At 71.2% G+C, this 18,815-nt stretch carries 22 protein-coding genes; 13 read left to right on the top strand and 9 right to left on the bottom strand.

From position 1 onward, the window contains the following. Positions 1-121 precede the first annotated feature (121 nt). Positions 122-442, top strand: coding sequence for a hypothetical protein (locus VGX25_RS05645; protein ID WP_326916527.1), 321 nt, complete (start codon positions 122-124; stop codon positions 440-442). A 306-nt stretch (positions 443-748) separates the two neighbouring features. After that, positions 749-1,486 carry an alpha/beta hydrolase gene (locus VGX25_RS05640; RefSeq protein WP_326916526.1) on the top strand — a complete coding sequence of 246 codons (738 nt, stop codon included), beginning with the start codon at positions 749-751 and terminating at the stop codon, positions 1,484-1,486. A 10-nt stretch (positions 1,487-1,496) separates the two neighbouring features. Here VGX25_RS05640 and VGX25_RS05635 read toward each other — a convergent pair whose 3' ends face one another. The 4 genes from VGX25_RS05635 to VGX25_RS05620 form a co-directional block, all read right to left on the bottom strand. Then, positions 1,497-1,646, bottom strand: coding sequence for a hypothetical protein (locus VGX25_RS05635; protein WP_326916525.1), 150 nt, complete (start codon positions 1,644-1,646; stop codon positions 1,497-1,499). 86 nt (positions 1,647-1,732) lie between these two features. Further along, on the bottom strand, positions 1,733-2,488 hold the full coding sequence (locus tag VGX25_RS05630; RefSeq protein ID WP_326916524.1) for an SDR family NAD(P)-dependent oxidoreductase: 756 nt from the start codon (positions 2,486-2,488) through the stop codon (positions 1,733-1,735). Between the two features lies 1 nt (position 2,489). Beyond that, complete coding sequence (locus tag VGX25_RS05625) at positions 2,490-3,380, bottom strand: SRPBCC domain-containing protein (protein WP_326916523.1); 891 nt, start codon at positions 3,378-3,380, stop codon at positions 2,490-2,492. Positions 3,381-3,518: 138 nt separating this feature from the next. Then, positions 3,519-4,412, bottom strand: coding sequence for a DMT family transporter (locus VGX25_RS05620; protein ID WP_326916522.1), 894 nt, complete (start codon positions 4,410-4,412; stop codon positions 3,519-3,521). 48 nt (positions 4,413-4,460) lie between these two features. Between VGX25_RS05620 and VGX25_RS05615 the strand changes: the two genes are divergently transcribed. Next, the gene (locus tag VGX25_RS05615) at positions 4,461-4,679 is read left to right on the top strand and encodes a hypothetical protein (RefSeq protein ID WP_326916521.1); all 219 of its coding nucleotides are present in this window, start codon (positions 4,461-4,463) and stop codon (positions 4,677-4,679) included. A gap of 130 nt (positions 4,680-4,809) precedes the next feature. On the opposite strand, the gene VGX25_RS05610 is transcribed toward VGX25_RS05615, so the two are convergent. Both VGX25_RS05610 and VGX25_RS05605 read right to left on the bottom strand, forming a co-directional pair. Beyond that, positions 4,810-5,637: a hypothetical protein gene (locus tag VGX25_RS05610; protein ID WP_326916520.1), complete on the bottom strand. Its 828-nt coding sequence runs from the start codon at positions 5,635-5,637 to the stop codon at positions 4,810-4,812. 1 nt (position 5,638) lies between these two features. After that, complete coding sequence (locus VGX25_RS05605; protein WP_326916519.1) at positions 5,639-6,127, bottom strand: SigE family RNA polymerase sigma factor; 489 nt, start codon at positions 6,125-6,127, stop codon at positions 5,639-5,641. 105 nt (positions 6,128-6,232) lie between these two features. Between VGX25_RS05605 and VGX25_RS05600 the strand changes: the two genes are divergently transcribed. From VGX25_RS05600 to VGX25_RS05585, 4 genes are all read left to right on the top strand, one after another. Continuing rightward, positions 6,233-6,787: a hypothetical protein gene (locus VGX25_RS05600; protein ID WP_326916518.1), complete on the top strand. Its 555-nt coding sequence runs from the start codon at positions 6,233-6,235 to the stop codon at positions 6,785-6,787. Positions 6,788-6,946: 159 nt separating this feature from the next. Beyond that, a complete protein-coding gene (locus VGX25_RS05595; protein ID WP_326916517.1) occupies positions 6,947-7,330 on the top strand; it encodes a hypothetical protein in 384 nt (127 codons plus the stop codon). A gap of 13 nt (positions 7,331-7,343) precedes the next feature. Next, complete coding sequence (locus VGX25_RS05590; protein WP_326916516.1) at positions 7,344-7,649, top strand: type VII secretion target; 306 nt, start codon at positions 7,344-7,346, stop codon at positions 7,647-7,649. Then, a complete protein-coding gene (locus VGX25_RS05585) occupies positions 7,646-8,875 on the top strand; it encodes a hypothetical protein (protein ID WP_326916515.1) in 1,230 nt (409 codons plus the stop codon). The genes VGX25_RS05590 and VGX25_RS05585 overlap by 4 nt, the downstream gene beginning before the upstream one ends. Here the strand turns inward: VGX25_RS05585 and VGX25_RS05580 are convergent, their stop codons facing one another. After that, complete coding sequence (locus tag VGX25_RS05580; RefSeq protein WP_326916514.1) at positions 8,876-9,448, bottom strand: AAA family ATPase; 573 nt, start codon at positions 9,446-9,448, stop codon at positions 8,876-8,878. A 94-nt stretch (positions 9,449-9,542) separates the two neighbouring features. Between VGX25_RS05580 and VGX25_RS05575 the strand changes: the two genes are divergently transcribed. Together VGX25_RS05575 and VGX25_RS05570 are read left to right on the top strand one after the other, a co-directional pair. Further along, positions 9,543-10,529 (top strand): sigma-70 family RNA polymerase sigma factor, encoded by a 987-nt coding sequence (locus VGX25_RS05575; RefSeq protein ID WP_326916513.1) that lies wholly within the window; start codon positions 9,543-9,545, stop codon positions 10,527-10,529. Between the two features lie 25 nt (positions 10,530-10,554). Continuing rightward, positions 10,555-10,986 carry an OsmC family protein gene (locus VGX25_RS05570; RefSeq protein ID WP_326916512.1) on the top strand — a complete coding sequence of 144 codons (432 nt, stop codon included), beginning with the start codon at positions 10,555-10,557 and terminating at the stop codon, positions 10,984-10,986. Between the two features lie 4 nt (positions 10,987-10,990). Here the strand turns inward: VGX25_RS05570 and VGX25_RS05565 are convergent, their stop codons facing one another. Beyond that, positions 10,991-11,602, bottom strand: coding sequence for a superoxide dismutase family protein (locus VGX25_RS05565; protein ID WP_326916511.1), 612 nt, complete (start codon positions 11,600-11,602; stop codon positions 10,991-10,993). Positions 11,603-11,791: 189 nt separating this feature from the next. On the opposite strand from VGX25_RS05565, the gene VGX25_RS05560 reads away from it, so the two are divergent. The 4 genes from VGX25_RS05560 to VGX25_RS05545 all read left to right on the top strand — a co-directional run bounded on the left by VGX25_RS05560 (position 11,792) and on the right by VGX25_RS05545 (position 14,825). Next, a complete protein-coding gene (locus VGX25_RS05560; RefSeq protein WP_326916510.1) occupies positions 11,792-12,262 on the top strand; it encodes a MarR family winged helix-turn-helix transcriptional regulator in 471 nt (156 codons plus the stop codon). A 78-nt stretch (positions 12,263-12,340) separates the two neighbouring features. After that, positions 12,341-12,922 (top strand): helix-turn-helix domain-containing protein, encoded by a 582-nt coding sequence (locus VGX25_RS05555; RefSeq protein ID WP_326916509.1) that lies wholly within the window; start codon positions 12,341-12,343, stop codon positions 12,920-12,922. Between the two features lies 1 nt (position 12,923). Continuing rightward, positions 12,924-13,664, top strand: coding sequence for an SRPBCC domain-containing protein (locus VGX25_RS05550; RefSeq protein WP_326916508.1), 741 nt, complete (start codon positions 12,924-12,926; stop codon positions 13,662-13,664). Between the two features lie 3 nt (positions 13,665-13,667). Then, positions 13,668-14,825 (top strand): acyl-CoA dehydrogenase family protein, encoded by a 1,158-nt coding sequence (locus tag VGX25_RS05545; protein ID WP_326916507.1) that lies wholly within the window; start codon positions 13,668-13,670, stop codon positions 14,823-14,825. A 240-nt stretch (positions 14,826-15,065) separates the two neighbouring features. On the opposite strand, the gene VGX25_RS05540 is transcribed toward VGX25_RS05545, so the two are convergent. Next, positions 15,066-18,794: a Calx-beta domain-containing protein gene (locus VGX25_RS05540; protein ID WP_326916506.1), complete on the bottom strand. Its 3,729-nt coding sequence runs from the start codon at positions 18,792-18,794 to the stop codon at positions 15,066-15,068. Positions 18,795-18,815 lie beyond the last annotated feature (21 nt).

Below are 18,815 nucleotides of genomic sequence, written 5' to 3'. Positions count from 1 at the left end.
TGGAGTTCTACTTGTTATCTGGTTTGGGGGTGTGCGATAGAGGAATCCGCCGCAAGATCGGATTCCAGCTACGAGGATGGCAACCATGATGGGAACCGGGGCTCGGGGAGGGGCGTCGCCGATGGTGCATCGGGGTCGCCGGCCGTGGATACCGCGGGCCCGGCCGGAGGCGCTGCCCGACTTGCGACCGTCCGCGGGCCACTACCTGATCGCCGGCATCGACGCCGTGCTTCCCCTGCTCACCGCCACGCCCGACGCCCTGGCCCTGGCCGAGGACCTGCGAGTCTCGCTGGCCCGGACCGCCGCCTGCGGAGACACCTGCCGGGTCCGCGACGCCGCCGACGCCGTCCGCCTCGCCGCCTGCATGCTGGTCTCCGGCGACATCGACGACGCCCGCGCCGAGCTCCTCCGCGCCCGCACCGACCTGGGCGCCCGCCCCTAAGCCGGGCGGCCGCAGGAGCCGAGTTCGACCTTGCGCTTGTCGAGCTTCTCTGCACTTGTCGAGCGAGCGGCTGTGAGTCCGATGGATCTTGCTGGCTGAGCGTGACCGCCTTCGCGGCGGGCCCCGGAGCCTACGCAAACCTGTTGGCGGACCACGGCGGCCACTGCTAGGTTCGCGGCGGCCGTGCGAGAGGACGAGGAGGTGGTACCCGTGAACGTATCGACGTGGGTGCTTCCCTCCGGGGTCACGGTCGGGCGATAGGTCGTCCGGGAGCGCCGCCCGCGAGCACTCCCGAAAGGCACGACCGTGCGATTCACTTCTCAACAGCGCCTCGACGACGGTGTCCTCGAGCGCGAGTTCACCCTCGGCGAGATCCCCGGCATCCTGTGGACACCCGCATCCACCTCCGCAGCCGCACCGGCGCCGCTGATCCTGCTCGGCCACCCCGGCGGACTGCACCAGATGTACCCCCGACTCCTGGCCCGGGCCCGGCACGCCGTGGCGGAGGGCTTCGCCGCGGCCACCATCGAGCTGCCCGGCAGCGGGGAGCGGCCCCGTTGCGCCACCGCCGAGCAGGCCCGCGCCGACCTGCGCCGGGCGCTGGCGGCCGGCGAGCCGGTCGACGACGAGATCGTCGACCGGCTCGTCGTCCCGCTGGTCGACAAGGCGGTCCCGGAATGGCAGGCGACCCTGGACGCCGTCCTCTCGCTGCCCGGGATCGGCGGCCCGGTCGGGTACTCGGGAGGAGTGATCGCCATCGGCATCCGGCTGGCGGCAGTCGAGCCACGCATCGCGGCCGCCCTGCTGTTCGCCGGGAGCTTCGTGCCCCGCGGCATGTTCGCCGAAGCCCGGCAGGTCACCATTCCGCTGCTGGTCCTGCTGCAGTGGGACGACGAAGGAAACGACCGGCAGCTGGCCCTGGACCTGTTCGACGCCTTCGGCTCCACGCAGAAGACCCTGCACGCCAACATGGGCGGGCACACCGGCGTCCCACCGTTCGAGGCCGACGACGCCAACCGGTTCTTCGCCCGGCACCTGAAGTAAGGCCGCGCCCTCAGGCCGGCAGCAGACGATAGGAGCTGTCGGCCAGGATGCCGCTCATCGAGGACAGGTCCCGGCAGGAGGTCAGGGTGAGGTCGATGCCCTCGACCTCACCGAGCCATGCCAACAGGTCGTCCTCGATCTCGTCGAGCCGGGGAAGCATTTTCGGGTTGTGGCGAGCATGGGGCATCGCAAACACGAGTGCTCGTGCCGTCGCAGGGCGACCGCGGCACGGACGACCTGGTGCTGCTAGTCCACGATCGCGCCGCAGCTGATGTTGAGAGCGGTCGCGGTCATGGAGCGGGCGTGGTCGGAGGCGGCGAACGCGGCGACGTGGCCGACGTCGGCCAACGTGGCGGCCCGGTTGAGCATGGTGGGGTCCACCAGGGACTTCGCGATGGCCTCCGCGCCCTCGAAGTCCGCGGGGATGGTTTCGGGTATGCCGCCGGTCTGCAGGCTCAGGACCCGGATGCCGTGCCGGCCGAGCTCGCTGGCCAGCTGCCGGCGCAGCGACTCCTGGGCGGCGAGCGCGATCTGGAAGCCGCCGATGTGGTAGTCGCGCACGGGATCCCCGTCGCCGCCGAACATCAGGATCACGCCGGAGCCCTGCCTGATCATGTGCCGGGCCGCCGCTCTTGCGGTCAGGAACGCCGAGCGCATGAGGTTCACGATCGGCTGCAGGAAGTCGCCGACCGCCATCTCGGCCAGCGGCGTCCCCTGCACGTCTCCGATCGAGATCAGGTTCATCGAGATGTCGACGCTGCCGGCGCGGGCGGCCACGGCGTCGGCGTGCTCGTCGACGGCCCGCTCGTCCAGCGCGTCCAGCTCCGCGGTCGCCACCGCGCCGCCCGCGTCCCGGATCTCCTCGGCCACCCGCTCCAACCGGGCCAGGGTCCGCCCGGCGAGGTGCACCCGCGCCCCTTCCCCGGCGAACGCCCGCGCAACCGCGCCGCCGATCGCCCCGCCGGCCCCGTAGACGATCGCGTTCTGCCCCTCCAGCAACACGTCAGACCTCCTGCGGGAGCGTGATCAAGCCGTCCGGCATCCCGTCCAGGTGCACACCGAGCCAGGTCGGCCGCCAGTCGGTTAGCTCGTGGTACCTGCGCAGCTCGGCGATGCCGCTCAGCCAGCCGAGCCAGGCGTCGTGCGGCGGGTTGCTCTCGTCGAACCCGCTCTGCACGAGCGTCAGCCGCGTCCGGCCACCCGAGTCGGCCAGCTCCCAGGACGCGACAAGGCCGTTGGACCAGCCGATCGACAGCGAGCGGCCGGGCTCGAGCTCGAGGATCTTGGCCGGCGACTCGTCCAGCTCGAACCCGCCCATGGCCCAGCGCCCACCGACGTGCGGCTCGATCTCGATCTTGGCGCCGAACCAGCGGGCGAACACCTCCGGATCGACCAGCGAGTCGTACACCGCCCGCGGCGATGCGTCGATGACCACCTCGGCCCGCATCAGCGGCGAGGTGAGGTCGACCCTGGCGGTCAGCGCCCGGCCCTCCACGTGGTCGACGAGGTTGGCGATCGCCAGCGCCCAGAACGTGTGCAGCAGGCTCAGCGGGCCGGTCTGCGCCATCATCTCGGCGAAGTCGGGCAGCCCGCTGTGCCGCAGCACCACGATCGTCGAGCCCGGCCGCTCCGCCTCGAGTCCGATGTCGACGGTCGTGTCCGTGTCCTCGACCCGCCACCCGAACCGCAGCGTGTGATCGTCCACATGCAACAGTCGCTGGCGCGGCGCGTCGCCGTGGGGCGTGTAGCGGCCCCAGAACTCGTACCGGTGCGGCAGCTCCACCTCGGCGTGCTCGGCCAGCCAGGTACGCAGCTCGGCCGGGTCGGTCAGGGCGCGGCGCACCCGCGCGGCCGGCGCCAGGACGCGGGCCCGCAGCGTCATCGGTTCAGTCATGGGTCTTCCCTTCGGGTAACAGGTCACGGCGAGCTTGAACGCGGCACCCGGATCTGCCTGCAGACGCCTGGTGACCAGCGCAAGGTAGATCATGTTCCGCCATTGCACAGCAGATTTTTCACGTACAAATCTGCTTTGTCAATGACGCCGGGTGGCCAGGTAGCCGCTCCCCAGGACCAGGGCGCAACCGAGAAGCTGCAGCACGCCGGGCCGCTCGCCGAGCACCGCGGCGCCGAGAGCGACGGCGCCGACCGGGGTGAGCAGCAGCAGGATCGCGCCGATGTGGCTGGGGATCCGCGGCGAGCAGGTCGCGACCAGCAGCCATCCGAGGATCTGCCCGGCGACGGCCACCAGCAGCAGCCAACCGATCGCCGCCCAGCCCGGCGTCAGGTCCACCCCGTGCCAGAACGCCCCCACCGCCAGCGACACCAGCGCGGCCGCCACCGTGACGTCCACATAGGACTGCCGGATCCGGCCGCCGAGCCCGCCCCGGCGCAGCAGGAACAGAAAGCCCGAGTAGCACACCGCGGCCAGGATCGCGTGCACCGTGCCCCACACCGGCTCGGCGCCCACCGTCCCGCCGTCGACGATCCCCGCCGTCAGCACCACGCCGACCGTCAGGAACGGCAGGGTGCCCAGAAACCGCCGGGTGATCGGCTCGCGGTCCACGGCGAAGGCCAGCAGCGGCACGAACACCACCTGCAGGTTGACCAGGACCGTGGACAGCCCCGCGCCGACCTCGGCGATCGCCTGCGTCCACAGCAGCATGTCGCCGGCGAACAGGGCCCCGGCCAGCACCGCCTGCACCCGCTGACGCCGCGGCGGCGGGCCCTCGCGGCGCCGCTCCCCCGCCGCGAGCACCACCAGGAAGGGCACGGCGAGCAGGCACCGGTAGAACGAGGCCGTGCCCGGCGACGTGCCGGACAGGTCGATCAGCACGGCCGACGCCGACACGCACAGCGCGCCGACCGCGACACCCCACGAAGGATGCCGCGCGATCGCCTTCCCCACCCCGGTCACGGCCAGCGCCATCACGGCCGGGTACCCCGTTGCGGCGCAGCTCAGACTAGGTTCGAGGATATGAAGGGCGATCGCGTGGAGATCGTCGTCGACGCCGGCGACTCCATCCGCACCTACGAGATCACCGCGACCAGGGCCGGGCGCCGGGTCGAGGTGACCATCGGCCGCGGGGTGGTCCAGGTGGTCGAGGTGACCCGGACCGGGACCCCGGTGCGCACCGCCCGCTTCATGGCCAGCCGGGTCCTCGCCCTTGTCGAGCACCCCGCGCAGACGGTGTGACCCGGCGGTCCGCGGGTCCGAGGCCCGGCCGGCCGACGAGCCGCGACGGTGGCCGGACCGCGACCCGGACCGGGCGCGGGAGAGCGCCGGCGCGCCGCCCGGCCGCGTCCGGCGTTGGCCGGGCGAGGCCTCAGCCGGGAATCCCGATCAGGCGGGCGAGCTCGTCGATCGACATCGGGATCGCCGTGAGCGTCGGGTGATCGTCGAGCACCGGGAAGGGCGTCCAGGCGCCGCCGGTCGGCAGGTAGAACGCGATCGTGACGCGGATGTCGGCGCCACCGTTGGGATCCTTGCTGTCCCAGACGATCCCGCGCATCCTGTACCCGCTGTCGACGTCGAACGAGTACGCGCTGCCGCCTTCGGGCACGGCCACCGGCGCGCAGTGGTACGCGGGGGACTTGCCGTAGGGCTCCACGCACGGCTCGACCGGCAGGCCGTACGCGGTCGCCGGGTACTCGCCCTTGGTGCGGTGCAGCCACATCAGGTACCCGTACCGCTGGCCGTCGCGCCACAGCGTGTGGAACCCGTAGCCGTAGCGCGCGCCGCCGCCGATCTGGTCGCTGCGGGAGCCGACATAGGTCGCGACGTGCTCCGGCGGCAGCGCCTCGGCGATCCCCCTGGCCAGCCGGTTGGCGGCCTCGTCCCAGGAGTGCCCGGCCGGCAGCCGGTAGGCCAGCGTCGCCGGCGGCAGCGCGCTGGACGGAATCTCGGAGGCACCGATCGCCGGCGGCGGCCCGGGATCCGGGTCGGTCATGCCGACGGTTCGGGACACGGCGAGCACCAGCGCGGTGACCACCGCCGCGGCGACCGGCACGGCGAGCCGCCGCGCCATGGTCCGGCGGCGGCCGAGCCGGATCACCCGGTCGATCCGCAGGCCGATCGGCGGCTCGCGGTCCGGCAGGCAGGCCGCCACCGCCCGCCGCATCGCGGCGTCGACGTCGCGCTCGGGGTGGACCATGTCAGCGCACCCCGTCCTCGGCCAGGTGCGGCCGCATGGCGAGCACCGCCCGGTGCGTCTGGCTCTTCACGGTGCCCTCCGACACGCCAAGCGTGGCGGCCGTCTCGGCCACGCTGAGGCCCTCCCAGTAGCGCAGCACGACCACGGCCCGTTGGCCAGGGGTCAGCGATGCCAATGCACCACGCATAGCCACCCGGTCCTCGGCCGAAGCCTGGACCGCCGGGCTGTCCGGCACGTCGGGCACCGGGTGCTCGCGCGCGGGCTGGCCGCGCTTGGTGGACAGGAACACGTTCACCAGCACGCGGCGGACGTAGGCGTCGGCCGAGTCGTACCGCACCCGGTGCCAGACGCCGTACAGGCGGACGAAGGCGGCCTGGACGATGTCCTCCGCGTCGTGCCAGTTGCCGGTCAGCAGGTACGCCGACCGCCGCAACGCCGGCACGCGCGCGGCGAAGTACGCCTCGAACGCCGCCTCCGACACGCCGGCCATGATCATCCCTCGCAGGTTGTGGCTGTTATACCCCACCAACCGCCGATCGGTTGTCAGGGAATGTAGACCGGTTGGAGTGGGCCTGTAGCGGGTAGGTCCTCACCCATGGGAACCGGACGTAAGTCAGACGTGATCAAAAACTGGCCGGATCCGTCGCGGGAGGCCGCGCAGCTGGTCGTCGACAAGTACGGCGAGCCGCACGAGGCCACCGAGTCGGTGCTCATCTGGCGGCGCGTCGGCCCCTGGAAGCGCGTGGTCGCCACCGAGACGTACTACGAGCACAACTTCCCGGCCCCGCACATCGACTCCGTCGAGTCGGTCATCGACTACCGCGTCCCGCCGGAGAAGGCGACCGCGCTCGCCGAGTTCGACGGCAGCGTGGTCGTCGAGCGCACCGCCGGCGAGGTGTCCGCACGCTGCCACGACATCGAGGCCAACTTCCTGGCCCTTAACCTGATGCACGACATCGTCACCGGCCAGCGCGACGTCGAGGACGCCCGCATGTACTACGCCAAGGAGTTCCTCGACGCCCGCCGCAAGCGCCGCACCCCGTACATGGAGAAGCTCCGCTTCGAACCCCTCGACCCGGTCGCCCCCGACCCCGACAGCCGCATCCTGTCCGACGAAGACCTCCAACGCGCCGCCGCCAGCGCCAGGTAACCCCCGGTTTCCAATCGGCGTGTTGGCGCCTGGCGTCGCCGTGTTGGCGCCTGGCGTCGCCGTGGTGGCCGCTCACGCGCCCACGCTCGGCCTGGTGCGCCGGGCAATTGACCCGAACGGCTGTGTCCAATCTGCCGTCGGTGCGCCACGCTCGGTGACATGGGTTGGGCGGAGCGGGTGGCTGAGGATGCTCGGCGCTACCAGGAGCTGGCCGACCGGGTGTCGCGGGTGTCGATCTCCGAGGGGTCGCCGGACGGCGTGGTGCGGGTGACGGTGTCGGCCAGCGGGCTGCTGACCGGGCTGGAGCTGCGCGGGGCCGAGGAGCTGGCCGAGGAGATCATGGAGTGCCTGGCGCGGGCCCAGGCCAGGATCCCCGACCTGCTGCGGCAGGCGGTGCTCGACACCGTCGGCGAGCAGGACCCGAGCGCGCACCTGATCGTGGCCGACGCGCGGAAGCGCTTCGCCGGGCCGGAGCCCGAGGAGCCGGAGCCCGCCGACATGCGCTCGGACTGGGAGAGCCGGCCGGTTCTGGAAGACGTCTGAGTAGGGGGTTGCCGTGAGCGGGTCCTACGACGTGGTCACCGCGGCGCTGACCAATCATGCGCGCGCCCTTTCCGGGCTGGCGGCCGAGTTGCGCGGCGGGTCGGACGCGGCCGGCGGGGTGCGCATGACCGCCGACGCGTACGGCCAGATAGGCCAACGGATCGCGGCCACTCTCGACACGCTTTCCCGGGTGGGGCACGAAACCCTGCTCAGCGGCGTGGAGGCGCTGGAGTCGGAGGCGGCGAACCTGCGCTACGCGGTCGCCGACTACGAGCACCAGGAGACCACCGGCGCGGCCCGGCTGGGCAGGGCGCGGTGACCACCGCTCCGGCGGCGCTCGGCGCGGAGGCCGCGCGGGACGCCGACGACGCCGCCACGTTGCTCGCCACGATCAGCGGTCGCGACTGGATCGCCGCGGGCCTGCGGGCCGACGGCAACCTGCAGGCGCTGAGCACGCCCATGCGCCCGATCGACGCGCTGTCGTCCGCCGGCCTCGACGCGCTCAAGCCGCACGTCCAGCCGCTGCAGGAGGTGCTGGACCGGATGGCCGGCAACGCCTCGGTGATCCAGTCCTTCGCCGACGGCTGGCAGCGGGCGGCCACCAGGGTCGGGGAGGTGCACCAGCGGCTCGGCGGTGCCGCACGGACGGACACGGCCGAGTGGACCGGCGAGGCCGCCGACCGGTACCGGGACCGGGCGGCCGAGGTCACCGAGTCGCTGCGCGCGGCGGCCGCGATGTGCTCGGTGCTCAGCGAGGCCGGCCGCACCATGGGCGAGGTGGTCGCCGGCGCCCGCAGCACCGTCAACGACCTGCTCACCGACCTGGTCGGCCGGCTGATCTCCTATACCCGGCAGGCCATGGCTGCCGAGGGTGGCCTGACGCCCAACGTCATGGCCCAGGCCACCCAGATGATCAACTCCTACCGGGCGCCGATCGCCGACGTCGAGCGGCAGGTTCAGCAGACCATCGAGAACCTCAAGCCGAAGCTCGACGGACAGTTCCAGGTGGCCTGGATCGGCCCGGCGATCCGGATCGGCCTGTTCGTCCTTGCCGTCCTCGGCCGGGTCCTCGAGCGGCTGCTGCGCCGCAGGCGGCCGAGCAACCCGCGGCGGGACCCGCAGCGGGAGCGGGACTGGGAGCGCGCAGAGCGGGACCGCCGGGAGCGGGAGGAACGGCTCCGCCGGCTGCTCGAGGAGCAGTACCGGCAGGAGTACGAGCGCGGCCGGGACTACCGGCGGCAGTGCGAGGCGATCTACGGGCCGCCGCCCGCGGACGGCCGGGACTACCAGGCGCACCACAACTTCCCGGTCGAGTTCCACGCCCAGTTCCGCCGGGTGGGCATCGACACGTCGGACCCGAAGTGGTGCAGCTGGGTGGAGACGAACCAGCACCGGGGCATGAGCGCCGAGTACGCCCGGGACTGGCAGTCGTTCTTCGACAACAACCCCGGCTACACCCGCGAGCAGACCCTGGACTTCGCCCGTGAGATGGGCCGCAAGTACGGCTACGACCTGCCCTGGTCGAACCTTCCGTGGGCCAGGTGATCAGGGCAGCAGCAGCGGTGCGCGCATGCGCTGGCCGAACCTGATCCCGGTCAGCCGGTCGGCGGCCGCGCGGTCCAGGACGATCGCCGACCGCGCCCCGGGGACCATGCGGCCGGGGCACTCCCGCGCCCCCGCCACGAGCTCCCGCCACCGCCGGCAGTGCGTGGCGAAGCTGCGCTGCCGGACCACCCGGCCCCTGGCCAGCTGACCGGCGCGGGCCTGCTCCTCGGACACGTCGAGAAGCACGAGGTGCACCTGCAAGCCGAACCGCCGGGCCTGCCGGCCGAGCAACCGCCGCACCCACGGACGGGTCGCGCAGTCGTGCACCACCAACGGCCCACCGCGCCGGATCGCCGCGAGGACGCGCAGATAGTGCACGGCGTGCAACAGCGGCCGCCACAGCCCGTAGGGCACCGGGCCGAGCACCGGCCGCCAGCGCTCCCGCAGCTGCTCGGAGTCAAGCACCCGCACCCCGCTGCCGGTCCGGAACACCCGCCGCAGCAAGGTGCTCTTGCCGGCGCCCGGGATCCCGGCCAGCAACACCAACGAATCCGCCGAGTACCACAGCGCCATGTCTCCTGGTTACCGGAAGATTCGCGCGCCGCCCTGAGAGTTCGCTATGACTTTGCTGTGGTTTGTGCAATGCCCGGACGGGTAACCGTGATCAATGACTGTGCCGGCGTCGACGAGAGCCAGGCCGCAGCGGGCCCGACCGGAGCCGAGTGAGCCTGGTGAGGAAGCCAGCCTGTTCAACCAGTACCTGAACCAGATCGCGGCCACCCCGCTGCTGTCCGCGGCCGAGGAGGTCGAGCTGGCCAAGCAGATCGAGGCCGGAGTCTACGCCGCCGAGCTGCTGCACCAGCACGAGTCCGGCGCGCGCGAGCTGTCCGAGCGGGACCGGGCCGACCTGGATCTGCTTGCCGCCCAAGGTCAGCGGGCCAAATGCCGGATGATCAGGGCCAACCTGCGCCTGGTGGTGTCGGTGGCCAAGAAGTACTTCCGGCGCGGGCAGTCCATGCTGGACCTGGTGCAGGAGGGCAACCTCGGGCTGATCCGCGCGGTGGAGAAGTTCGACTACACCAAGGGTTTCAAGTTCTCCACGTACGCCGTGTGGTGGATCCGGCAGTCCATCGACCGCGGCCTCGCCCAGTACAGCCGCACCATCCGGCTGCCGATGCACGTGGTGGAGGACGTGTCCAAACTGGCCAGGGTGGAACGGGATCTGCAGATCCGCCTCGGCCGTGAACCGTCCGAAGAGGAGCTTGCCGAGCACACCGGCTTCAGCGTCGACACCGTGCACGAGCTGCGCCGGCTCTCCCGCGAGACGATCAGCCTGGACACCCCGATCGGCGACGACGGCGATCGCAACGTCGGCGATCTCATCGAGGACACCGAGGTGCTGCAGGGCAGCGACGTCGTCGAGTACCAGGCCTTCGCCCGGGAGCTGCGCGCCCTCGTCGACACCCTTCCGCCCCGCGAAGCCATGATCATCACGTTGCGCTACGGCCTGCACGACGGCCGCCAGCACACCCTCGCCGAGATCGCCGAGCGCCTCGGCTACACCCGCGAGCGCATCCGGCAGCTGGAGAAGCAGGCCCTCGCCGCGCTGCGCGACCCCGAGCGGCACCAACCGCTGCTGTCCTGGGCGAGTTGATCCGGCCACCGTAGAGTCAACGGCCATGGCTGACAGTACGGAGCGCACGGTCCGGATCGAGCGAACGGCCAAGGGACGCTACGTCGCGCACAATCCGCGGGGTGGCACCATCTCGTTCGGCACCGACGCCGGAACCGAGTTCACTCCGGTGGAGTTGCTGCTGGCGGCAATCGGAGGATGCACCGCCATCGACGTCGACCTGGCCACCAGCCGGCACGCCGAGCCGGACACCTTCGAGGTCGTCACCACCGGCGACAAGATCCGCGACGACGACGGCAACCGGATGGCCAACCTGGCCGTCACGTTCACCGTCAGCTTCCCCGACGGCGAGCAGGCCGAGGCGGCAAGGGCCATCCTGCCGCGCGCCGTGCGGCTGTCGCACGATCGACTGTGCACGGTCAGCCGCACGGTCGAGCTCGGCACCCCGGTCACCGCCGCCGTCGTCCCGAATCCGTAGCGGCTCAGCCGCGAACGATGACTCCACACGCGAACCGGCCGCCCGCGTCCCCGGTCGCCAGGGTCGCGGCGTCCGGACCGGGCACGCCGGCCGCGGAATACCGGGTCGGAATGTGCGCGTAGTTGTCGGGCAGGGCGTGAATGATGATTGCGCTGCGGTCGGCGTCGAATAGCAGGGCCGGAGTCAGCCGGTCGGACACGGTGGCGGTGGCCGTGGTGCCGTCGCCGTTGACGAGCAGCAGCGGCAGGTCGCCGTCGTGGTTGCCGTGCGCGCTGCCGGCGTCGTCGAGGTGCGGGCCGGCGGTCGTGAACGGCGCGGGATTGCCGGTCGGGTCGGTCGCCCGCGGGTCGCAGATGCCGATCGCGTGCACGTGGAAGCCGTGGAAACCGGCGGTCAGGCCGGTGAAGCGGCCGCTGATGGCCAGCTTGCCGCCGCCGGCGTCGAGGATGGTGAGCGTGCCGAGCGTCGCCCCGTTGGCATTGCGGACGGTGGCGGTGGCGACGCGGTGGTCGGCCGTGTCGGTCTGTGCGACGCTGGCCGTCGCGACGGCCTGGGCCACCACGGCGCCCAGTATCGCCAGAAATGCCATGGAGCGGGCCGTGCGGGTCTTTCGCATGGTGCCTCCCTGAATATGAGATGCTCTTGTATTACCAAGGCCGCACGGTAACGTAAATTGCTAGTTACCCTTGGGTCCAACATTGAAATATCCCTTGGGTTCCCCTCTTCGGCTGAATTCTTTTCTTGAATTACTCGACTGTGACCGCACCGTTGATCACTTGACGCGTCAAGTGATCTATACTGTGTCATGCACTTGGGCGAACCGCGGTGGCTCACCCCGGACGAGCAGCGGGCATGGCGCGCACTGGCCTCGGTCCTGTTCAAGCTTCCCGGTGCGCTCGAGTCCCAGCTGCAACGCGACGCCGGGTTGAGCCACTTCGAGTACCTCGTGCTGTCCGCCCTGTCCGAGGCGGACGACCGGACGCTGCGCATGAAGGATCTTGCCGCGCTGTCCAACGGGTCCCTGTCGCGACTGTCGCATGTCGTCACGCGGCTGGAGAAGCGCGGCTGGGTGCGCCGGCAGCCGTGCCCGGCGGATGGCAGGCACATCAACGCCGTCCTCACCGATGCCGGCTATGACAAGCTTCGCGCCAGCGCGCCGGGGCACGTCGAGATCGTCCGCGAGCTGGTCGTCGACGCGCTCACCCCGGACCAGCTGGCGCAGCTGTTCGAGATCGGCAGCACGATCCTCAACCGCCTCGACTCGACCACCACCTGAGCGGCCTCCTCCACCCCGCGTGGAGAGGTTGCCGGGCGGCTATTGACAAATTTTTCTGTCAAATTACGCTGGGTCGACGTGAGCGGCAGCGCGATGACCCTGGTCGAGGAGCCGGACCGGCTTCGTGCGGCGCTGTCCCCGCTGCGCCGGCGGCTCCTGGACCGGTTGCGCACACCGGCGTCGGCCACCCGGCTGGCGGCCGAGCTGGAGCTGCCCCGCCAGCGGCTGAACTACCACCTGCGGGTGCTCGAGCGGGCCGGCCTGATCGAGCTGGTCGAGGAGCGCCAACGCCGCGGCTGCACCGAGCGGATCCTGCGAGCCACCGCCGACGCGTTCGTCGTCGACCCCACCGTGATGAACGAGTCGTTCACCGCCATGGGAGATCGCTACGCCGCCGAGCATCTGGTCGGGGTGGCCGCCGGCACGGTCCGCGAGGTCACCAGGATGCAGGCCGCCGCGGAGCGGTCCGGCACGCGGCTGCTCACGTTCACGATCGAGGCGGACATCCGGTTCGCGCACCCCGGCGACGTGCACCGGTTCTCCGACGCCCTTGCCGACGCGATCGCCCGCACCGCCGCGGAGTTCGACCACCCCGGCGGCCGCCCGTACCGGCTCGTCGCCGGCGGCCACCCGCGCCCACGACTGTCCAAAGGAGACTGACATGAGCGACGACGAGGAGCCGTTCCGCGTCGAGGTGACCATCGCCGCGCCCGTGGACGCGGTGTGGCGGGCCATGCGCGAGCCGGAGCTGATCCGGCGCTGGCACGGCTGGGACGATCCGGCACTGGACGCCGAGATCGACTTCATCTACCGGCAGCAGTTCACCGAGTCCGCGGGGGACCACACGCTGTCCGCGCCGGGTGGCGACACGTTCACGCTGCACGACGCCGGCGACGGTCGGACGCTGGTGCGCCTGGTCCGGGCGCCTCGCGGCACGAACCCGGAGTGGGACGCCTACTACGACGACATCAACGAGGGTTGGACGACGTTCCTGCACCAGCTGCGGTTCTCCATGGAACGCCACCTCGGCGTCGACCGGCGCACCGTGTTCCTCGAGGGCGCGGTCGGCGAGGCCGGCACACCGATCGACGCGCTCGGCCTGGCCGCGGTGGCGTCGCTCGAGCCGGGCAGCCGGTACACCACGGAGCTGGCCGGCGAGCCGGTCGCCGGTGAGGTGTGGTTCCGCTCGGCCAACCAGCTGGGGCTCACGGTGGACGGTTGGAACGACGGGCTGGTGATCATCGGCGCCGCCCCGGCCTCCCCCGCGCGGCCGCGCGGCGGCGCCATGGCCGTGCTCTCGACGTACGGACTGGACGACGCCTCCTTCGACGCGCTCCAGAACCGTTGGCGGCCCTGGTGGAGCGAGCGGTTCGCGGCATCGGAGGCGAAGGCCGATGCTTGACCCGTGACTCGACTCAGCGCTGAGGAGCAGGCAGTCGTCGACACGGTCCGGCAGTTCGTCGACGAGCGGGTTCGGCCGGTGGTCCGGGACCTCGAGCATGCCGATGCCTATCCCGAGGAGCTCATCGAGCAGCTGAAGCTCCTCGGGGTGTTCGGCCTGGCGATCCCGGAGCCGTACGGCGAGGCCCCGGTGTCCACCCCGTGCTACGTCCTGGTGACCGAGGAGCTGGCCCGCGGCTGGATGAGCCTGGCCGGCGCGATGGGCGGGCACACCGTGGTGGCCAAGCTGCTCGTCGCGTTCGGCACGCCGGAGCAGCAGCGGCGGTACCTGCCGAGGATGGCCACCGGAGAGATCCGCGCCACGATGGCGCTGACCGAGCCGGGCGGCGGCTCCGACCTGCAGGCGATGACCACGATCGCGCGCCGCACCGGCGACGGCTACATTGTCGACGGCGCCAAGGTATGGATCACCAACGCCCGCCGCTCCGGACTGATCGCCTTGCTGTGCAAGACCGATTCCGGCGCCACCCCGCGGCACGCCGGCATGAGCATCCTGCTCGTCGAGCACGGTCCCGGGCTGACCGTCTCCCGCGACCTGCCCAAGCTCGGCTACAAGGGCGTGGAGAGCTGCGAGCTGATCTTCGACGGCTACCGCGCGCCCGCGTCCGCCCTGCTGGGCGGAGTCGAGGGACAAGGGTTCGCCCAGATGATGACCGGCCTTGAGACCGGCCGGATCCAGGTCGCCGCCCGCGCGCTCGGTGTTGGCCGGGCGGCGTTCGAGGACGCGCTGCGCTACGCCCAGGAACGGGAGAGCTTCGGCAAGCCGATCTGGCGGCACCAGTCGATCGGCAACTACCTCGCCGACATGGCCACCAAGCTGACCGCCGCGCGCCAGCTGGTGCTCTACGCCGCCGAGCGCCTCGACACCGGCGCACGATGCGACCTGGAGGCGGGCATGGCCAAACTGTTCGCCTCCGAGGTGGCCATGGAGATCGCCCTCAACGCGATGCGGGTCCACGGCGGCTACGGCTACTCCACCGAGTTCGACGTCGAACGCTACTTCCGCGACGCCCCCCTGATGATCGTCGGCGAAGGCACCAACGAAATCCAGCGCAACGTCATCGCCACCCAACTCATCGCCCGCGGCGGCCTCGAGTACTAGACGGCGATCCTCACACCTCCCAAGATCGCCGTTTCCAGCACCCCGAACCCCCAGGCCACCTCGCCGGATCACCCCACCACACATCGACATTCCCCGACCGGGTCTCCCCGGAGCATGCCCCCAACCACATCCAGCGCACCGTGACCGCCGCCCAACTCATCGCCCGCGGCGGGCTGGAAGTGCCGTGAAAGGGGCATCTTCCTGCGTTGAGCGCAGTGAAGGTGCCCTTCACGGCGTCGCTCAGTCGTCGTCGAGGATCGTCACGCCGGCCACGCTGTAGCCGCCGACGGTGGCGTTGACGGGGTTGTCGAGGGCGATCAGCGCGCCCTCGTCGTTCTCGTCGAGCGTGTCGGCCTTGATGGTCAACGCGATCGTCTTGGATGTCTCGCCGGGCTGGAACGTCAGCGTGCCGGGCACGACGTCGAAGTCGCCGGGGAACACCGCGTAGCCGCCGGGCTGGGTGAACGGGCCGTACCGCACGGTCACCGTCCGGCCGCTGGGTTCGGAGAGGGTCACCGGCACCGCAACGACCTTGGTGCCGCTGTTCCCCTCGACCGTGGCGGCGGCGAAGCCGGGTTCGATCACCGGCGCCGGGTCGTCGTCGTTGATCTGCACCCCGGCGATGGCCAACCCGCCGACGCTGCCGTTGTTGGGGTTGGTCAAGGCTATCAGCGCCAGCTCGTCGTCCTCGTCGAGCGTGTCCGCCCTGATGGTCAGCGGGATCGTCTTCGACAGCTGTCCGGTTTGGAACGTCAACGTCCCGCTTGGGGCGTCGAAGTCCTGCCCCGGCTTGGCGAATCCGGGCGCGTCGTAGGGGGCGTACTGCACGGTCACCGGCCAGGCGGCGGGCGGCGACGCGAGGGTCACCGGCACCGCAACGATTGTGGTGCCGCTGTTTCCCTCCACCGTGGCGGCGGCGAAGCCCGGCATGATCACCGGGTCGTCGTCCCTGATGTTCGCCCCGCCCACGTGGAAGCCGCCGATCGTGGCGTTGACCTCCCCGCCCAGCAGGAAGAACGCCGGCTCGTCGTTCTCGTCAAGGTCGTCTCCCTTGATGGTCATCGGGATCGTCTTGACCGTCTCGCCGGGCAGGTAGCGCAGGCCGCCGAGGACCGCGTCGTAGTCCTCCGGCCAGGTGGCGCTCCCGTCCTGCACGTACGACCCGAAGTTCACGGTGACCGGGTCGTTGATCCGTTCCGACAGCGTCGCGGGCGGCCTGACCTCGGTCCTGGCGCCCTGGCCGCCCTCCCTGACATCGACGAAGCCGGGGTCGATCCGGGTGGGCCGGAACGTGTCCCTCGGGTACTGGGTGGGGATGGCGAGGGTCGCCGCCTGCGCCTCGACGACGTCGCCCGGCCGCAGCAGCGTCACGTCGGCGAGGCGGAAGGACGCGCCGCGATTCGCGCCGTAGATCACCGGTCCCCGGTAGACGAGGCGGATGGACGTGGTCGCGCCGGCGGCGAGTTGCCTGGTGGTTCTGGTGTGCGCGATCAGCGTCCCCTCGGGGGTGTCGGCGGCCACGAGCGCGGCCGACAGCGTGTACTGACCGGCCTGGGTGGCGGTGACATCGACGTCGACGTTGAGCGCGTCGGCGAGGTTGTCGGCGCCCGACCGGGTCAGGGAGGTCCGGACCGTGCCGGTCGGCGCCGCGGCCCCGGCGCCGACGACCAGGCGGCGGAAGCCGAACCGGCGCGCCTGGTTCGTTCCCTTGTGCCCCACGGCAACCCGGAACTGGCCGGACACCGTCGGGGTGAAGGTGGCCACGGAGTCGCTGCCCGCGCCGGCGAACGTCACCGTGGTCTCGGTGCCGTTCGGCGCGGTCACGACCCCGAACAGGCCGGCCGGGGCCTGGCCGGTCAGCTTGATCTGCACCGGCTGCCCCGGCTTGGGCACCTCCGGCGTCAGGACGATGTCCAACTCGCGCGCCCGGTCGGTGCCCACGCCGACCATGGCGCTCACCGCGCGGTCACCCGGGTTCGAGATCGTCAGCGAGATGTCGCTCGCACCGTCGAGCTGCCCGAGCAGCATGTCGCCGTAGAAGCCGGGAGCGGGGATGAGGTTCACGCCGTTGGCCGTCGCGGTCAGGCCGGCCCCGTCCGTGAGCACGAACAGACCTCCCGGTCCGGCCCCGGCGACCGGAAGGGTGATGGTCGTCGACCCGCCGGCCGGCACCGGCACGGCGTCGATGTGGGCCGCGTTGCCCAGCGGCGGTGTCTGCGGACGCTGGTCGGGGCGGTCGCAGGTCCGGTCCGGATCCGTCCTCGGGCGGTTGCGGCCGCTCAGCGCGACACAGTACAAGTCGTTCAGGACCTCCGTTCTCGTCAGCAGCTCGTCGTGGTCGGCGTTGAACGGTCCGATCGGCCAGTAGCCGCGCCCGCGCAGGTGCAGGGCGCTGTGCACGGGAATGATGATGTCGTTGGGACCCATCAACCCGCGCATCGCGAAGCAGATCAGGCAGTCGGCGGGGCTGTTGCTGGCGTCGCCGAAGATGGTGGTGTAGAAGACGTTCGGGTTGTCCGGGGTGGCCGGGTTCAGCTCGTTCTGGACGAAGTCCTCGGTGAGCCCGTACAGCCCGTCCTCCGGGCCGTCGCACTCACCGAACAGGGTGCTGAGGACGTTCGTGGCGACCGCCCGGAACTCGCGGTCGTTCTGTTGGAGCGCGGGGAAGTTGGGCACGCCGCACCCGACGGCGGCCATCCGCGCCCCGCCGTTCGGTGTCCCGATCATCGCCAGGTTGCGCACGCTCTGCGGGTTCTGCAGGGTCGCGACCGCGATCCGGGAATCCAGCCCGCCCTTGGAGTGCGCGATGATGTCCGCCCGCGGCTTTCCCGTCGCCGCAAGCAGATCGGCCAGCTCGGCCTTGATGATCTCCGCGTTCGCCCGGCTGCTGCCGCGCCGGCCGACGTCGATGGCCCGCACGTAGCCCGGCGCGCAGGCGGCCGCCCGGTCGGCGGCGATCCCGTCCCGCTTGAACTCCTCGGTCAGCGCCCCGATCAGGAACGTCCGCATGGTGTCGAACACGCCCGGCTGCTCGTTGAAGCCGTGCACCATCATGATCGGCAGGACCGAGCTGGGGTCGCAGCGGGTGACCGCGGGGATCCGGGCGAGCTTCAGGTCGATCGAGCCGGTGGCCCAGTAGTCCGGATCGATCTTGATCCAGTAGGTCCCGGTCTGGGGCAGGGACAGCGTGACCGCGATCTGGGTCCGGACGCACGCCCAGGTGTCGTTCGTCGGGTACAGGTTCAGCCCGTCCGGCTTGACCACGCGCAGCAACGCGCTCAACCGGCACAGGTCGTTGGGGTCGTTGTTGAAGCTGTCGCCGGGATCGACGATGAGCCGCAGCGTGTCGCCCTGGGCGCCGGTGAACGAACGGTAGGCGCGCTGGCCCGGTGACCCGAGGTCGACCCGCTGCTCCGTGCCGTTGGTGGGCAGCGTCCCGGTGTCGTCTGGCGCGGTCTGGTAGAGAGTGACGTCGACCCGTCCGGTGGCGCCCGCCTGCTGCCCGATGTCGAGCAGCAGGGTGTAGGCGCCGCCGACGGACAACGTGGTGCCCCACTCGAACAGCCCGTCATGCAACGGGCAGACCCGGAAGGTTTCGCCGTCGACGAGCCTGCCGTCCGGCGCCCGGACGCCCTTGGTCAGGCACCGGCTGCCGTCCGAGGTCACCAGGTTCTGCAGGCGCACGGTGACGCGATTGTCCGCCTCGATGGTGAACGGGATCGCCTCCATGACGTCGTTGGGCGGCGCGACGTACCCGCGGTTGTCCACCACCGTGAACGGCAGGCAGATCGGCTGGCGCGGCACGCACGCCGCGACCGGGCCGCCGGTCACGCCGTTCGGCGCGGTGGCGGCCGGGGCGGGTGGCGGGGCGACGGACGGCCGGGCCGCGTCCGCGGTCGCGGTCAGCGAGGCCAGCATCATGATCCCCGTTGCGAGGCCGCCAAGATATGCGGATCTTCGGCGCATCATCAGTCCCTCCAACGGATGCCG

Origin of the sequence: Actinophytocola sp., assembly GCF_035942955.1 — a bacterium.
GTDB lineage: Bacteria > Actinomycetota > Actinomycetes > Mycobacteriales > Pseudonocardiaceae > DASYTH01.
This window is presented reverse-complemented; position numbering and strand designations above follow the sequence as displayed.

What these genes read in the sequence shown, in the direction of transcription:
- VGX25_RS05540 (WP_326916506.1), bottom strand. Translation starts at nt 18,794, where the DNA reads ATGATGCGCCGAAGATCCGCATATCTTGGCGGCCTCGCAACGGGGATC.
- VGX25_RS05575 (WP_326916513.1), top strand. Translation starts at nt 9,543, where the DNA reads ATGACTGTGCCGGCGTCGACGAGAGCCAGGCCGCAGCGGGCCCGACCG.
- VGX25_RS05610 (WP_326916520.1), bottom strand. Translation starts at nt 5,637, where the DNA reads ATGGTCCACCCCGAGCGCGACGTCGACGCCGCGATGCGGCGGGCGGTG.
- VGX25_RS05595 (WP_326916517.1), top strand. Translation starts at nt 6,947, where the DNA reads ATGGGTTGGGCGGAGCGGGTGGCTGAGGATGCTCGGCGCTACCAGGAG.
- VGX25_RS05560 (WP_326916510.1), top strand. Translation starts at nt 11,792, where the DNA reads ATGCACTTGGGCGAACCGCGGTGGCTCACCCCGGACGAGCAGCGGGCA.
- VGX25_RS05550 (WP_326916508.1), top strand. Translation starts at nt 12,924, where the DNA reads ATGAGCGACGACGAGGAGCCGTTCCGCGTCGAGGTGACCATCGCCGCG.
- VGX25_RS05635 (WP_326916525.1), bottom strand. Translation starts at nt 1,646, where the DNA reads ATGCTTCCCCGGCTCGACGAGATCGAGGACGACCTGTTGGCATGGCTC.
- VGX25_RS05645 (WP_326916527.1), top strand. Translation starts at nt 122, where the DNA reads ATGGTGCATCGGGGTCGCCGGCCGTGGATACCGCGGGCCCGGCCGGAG.
- VGX25_RS05625 (WP_326916523.1), bottom strand. Translation starts at nt 3,380, where the DNA reads ATGACTGAACCGATGACGCTGCGGGCCCGCGTCCTGGCGCCGGCCGCG.
- VGX25_RS05580 (WP_326916514.1), bottom strand. Translation starts at nt 9,448, where the DNA reads ATGGCGCTGTGGTACTCGGCGGATTCGTTGGTGTTGCTGGCCGGGATC.
- VGX25_RS05620 (WP_326916522.1), bottom strand. Translation starts at nt 4,412, where the DNA reads ATGGCGCTGGCCGTGACCGGGGTGGGGAAGGCGATCGCGCGGCATCCT.
- VGX25_RS05600 (WP_326916518.1), top strand. Translation starts at nt 6,233, where the DNA reads ATGGGAACCGGACGTAAGTCAGACGTGATCAAAAACTGGCCGGATCCG.
- VGX25_RS05570 (WP_326916512.1), top strand. Translation starts at nt 10,555, where the DNA reads ATGGCTGACAGTACGGAGCGCACGGTCCGGATCGAGCGAACGGCCAAG.
- VGX25_RS05605 (WP_326916519.1), bottom strand. Translation starts at nt 6,127, where the DNA reads ATGGCCGGCGTGTCGGAGGCGGCGTTCGAGGCGTACTTCGCCGCGCGC.
- VGX25_RS05615 (WP_326916521.1), top strand. Translation starts at nt 4,461, where the DNA reads ATGAAGGGCGATCGCGTGGAGATCGTCGTCGACGCCGGCGACTCCATC.
- VGX25_RS05565 (WP_326916511.1), bottom strand. Translation starts at nt 11,602, where the DNA reads ATGCGAAAGACCCGCACGGCCCGCTCCATGGCATTTCTGGCGATACTG.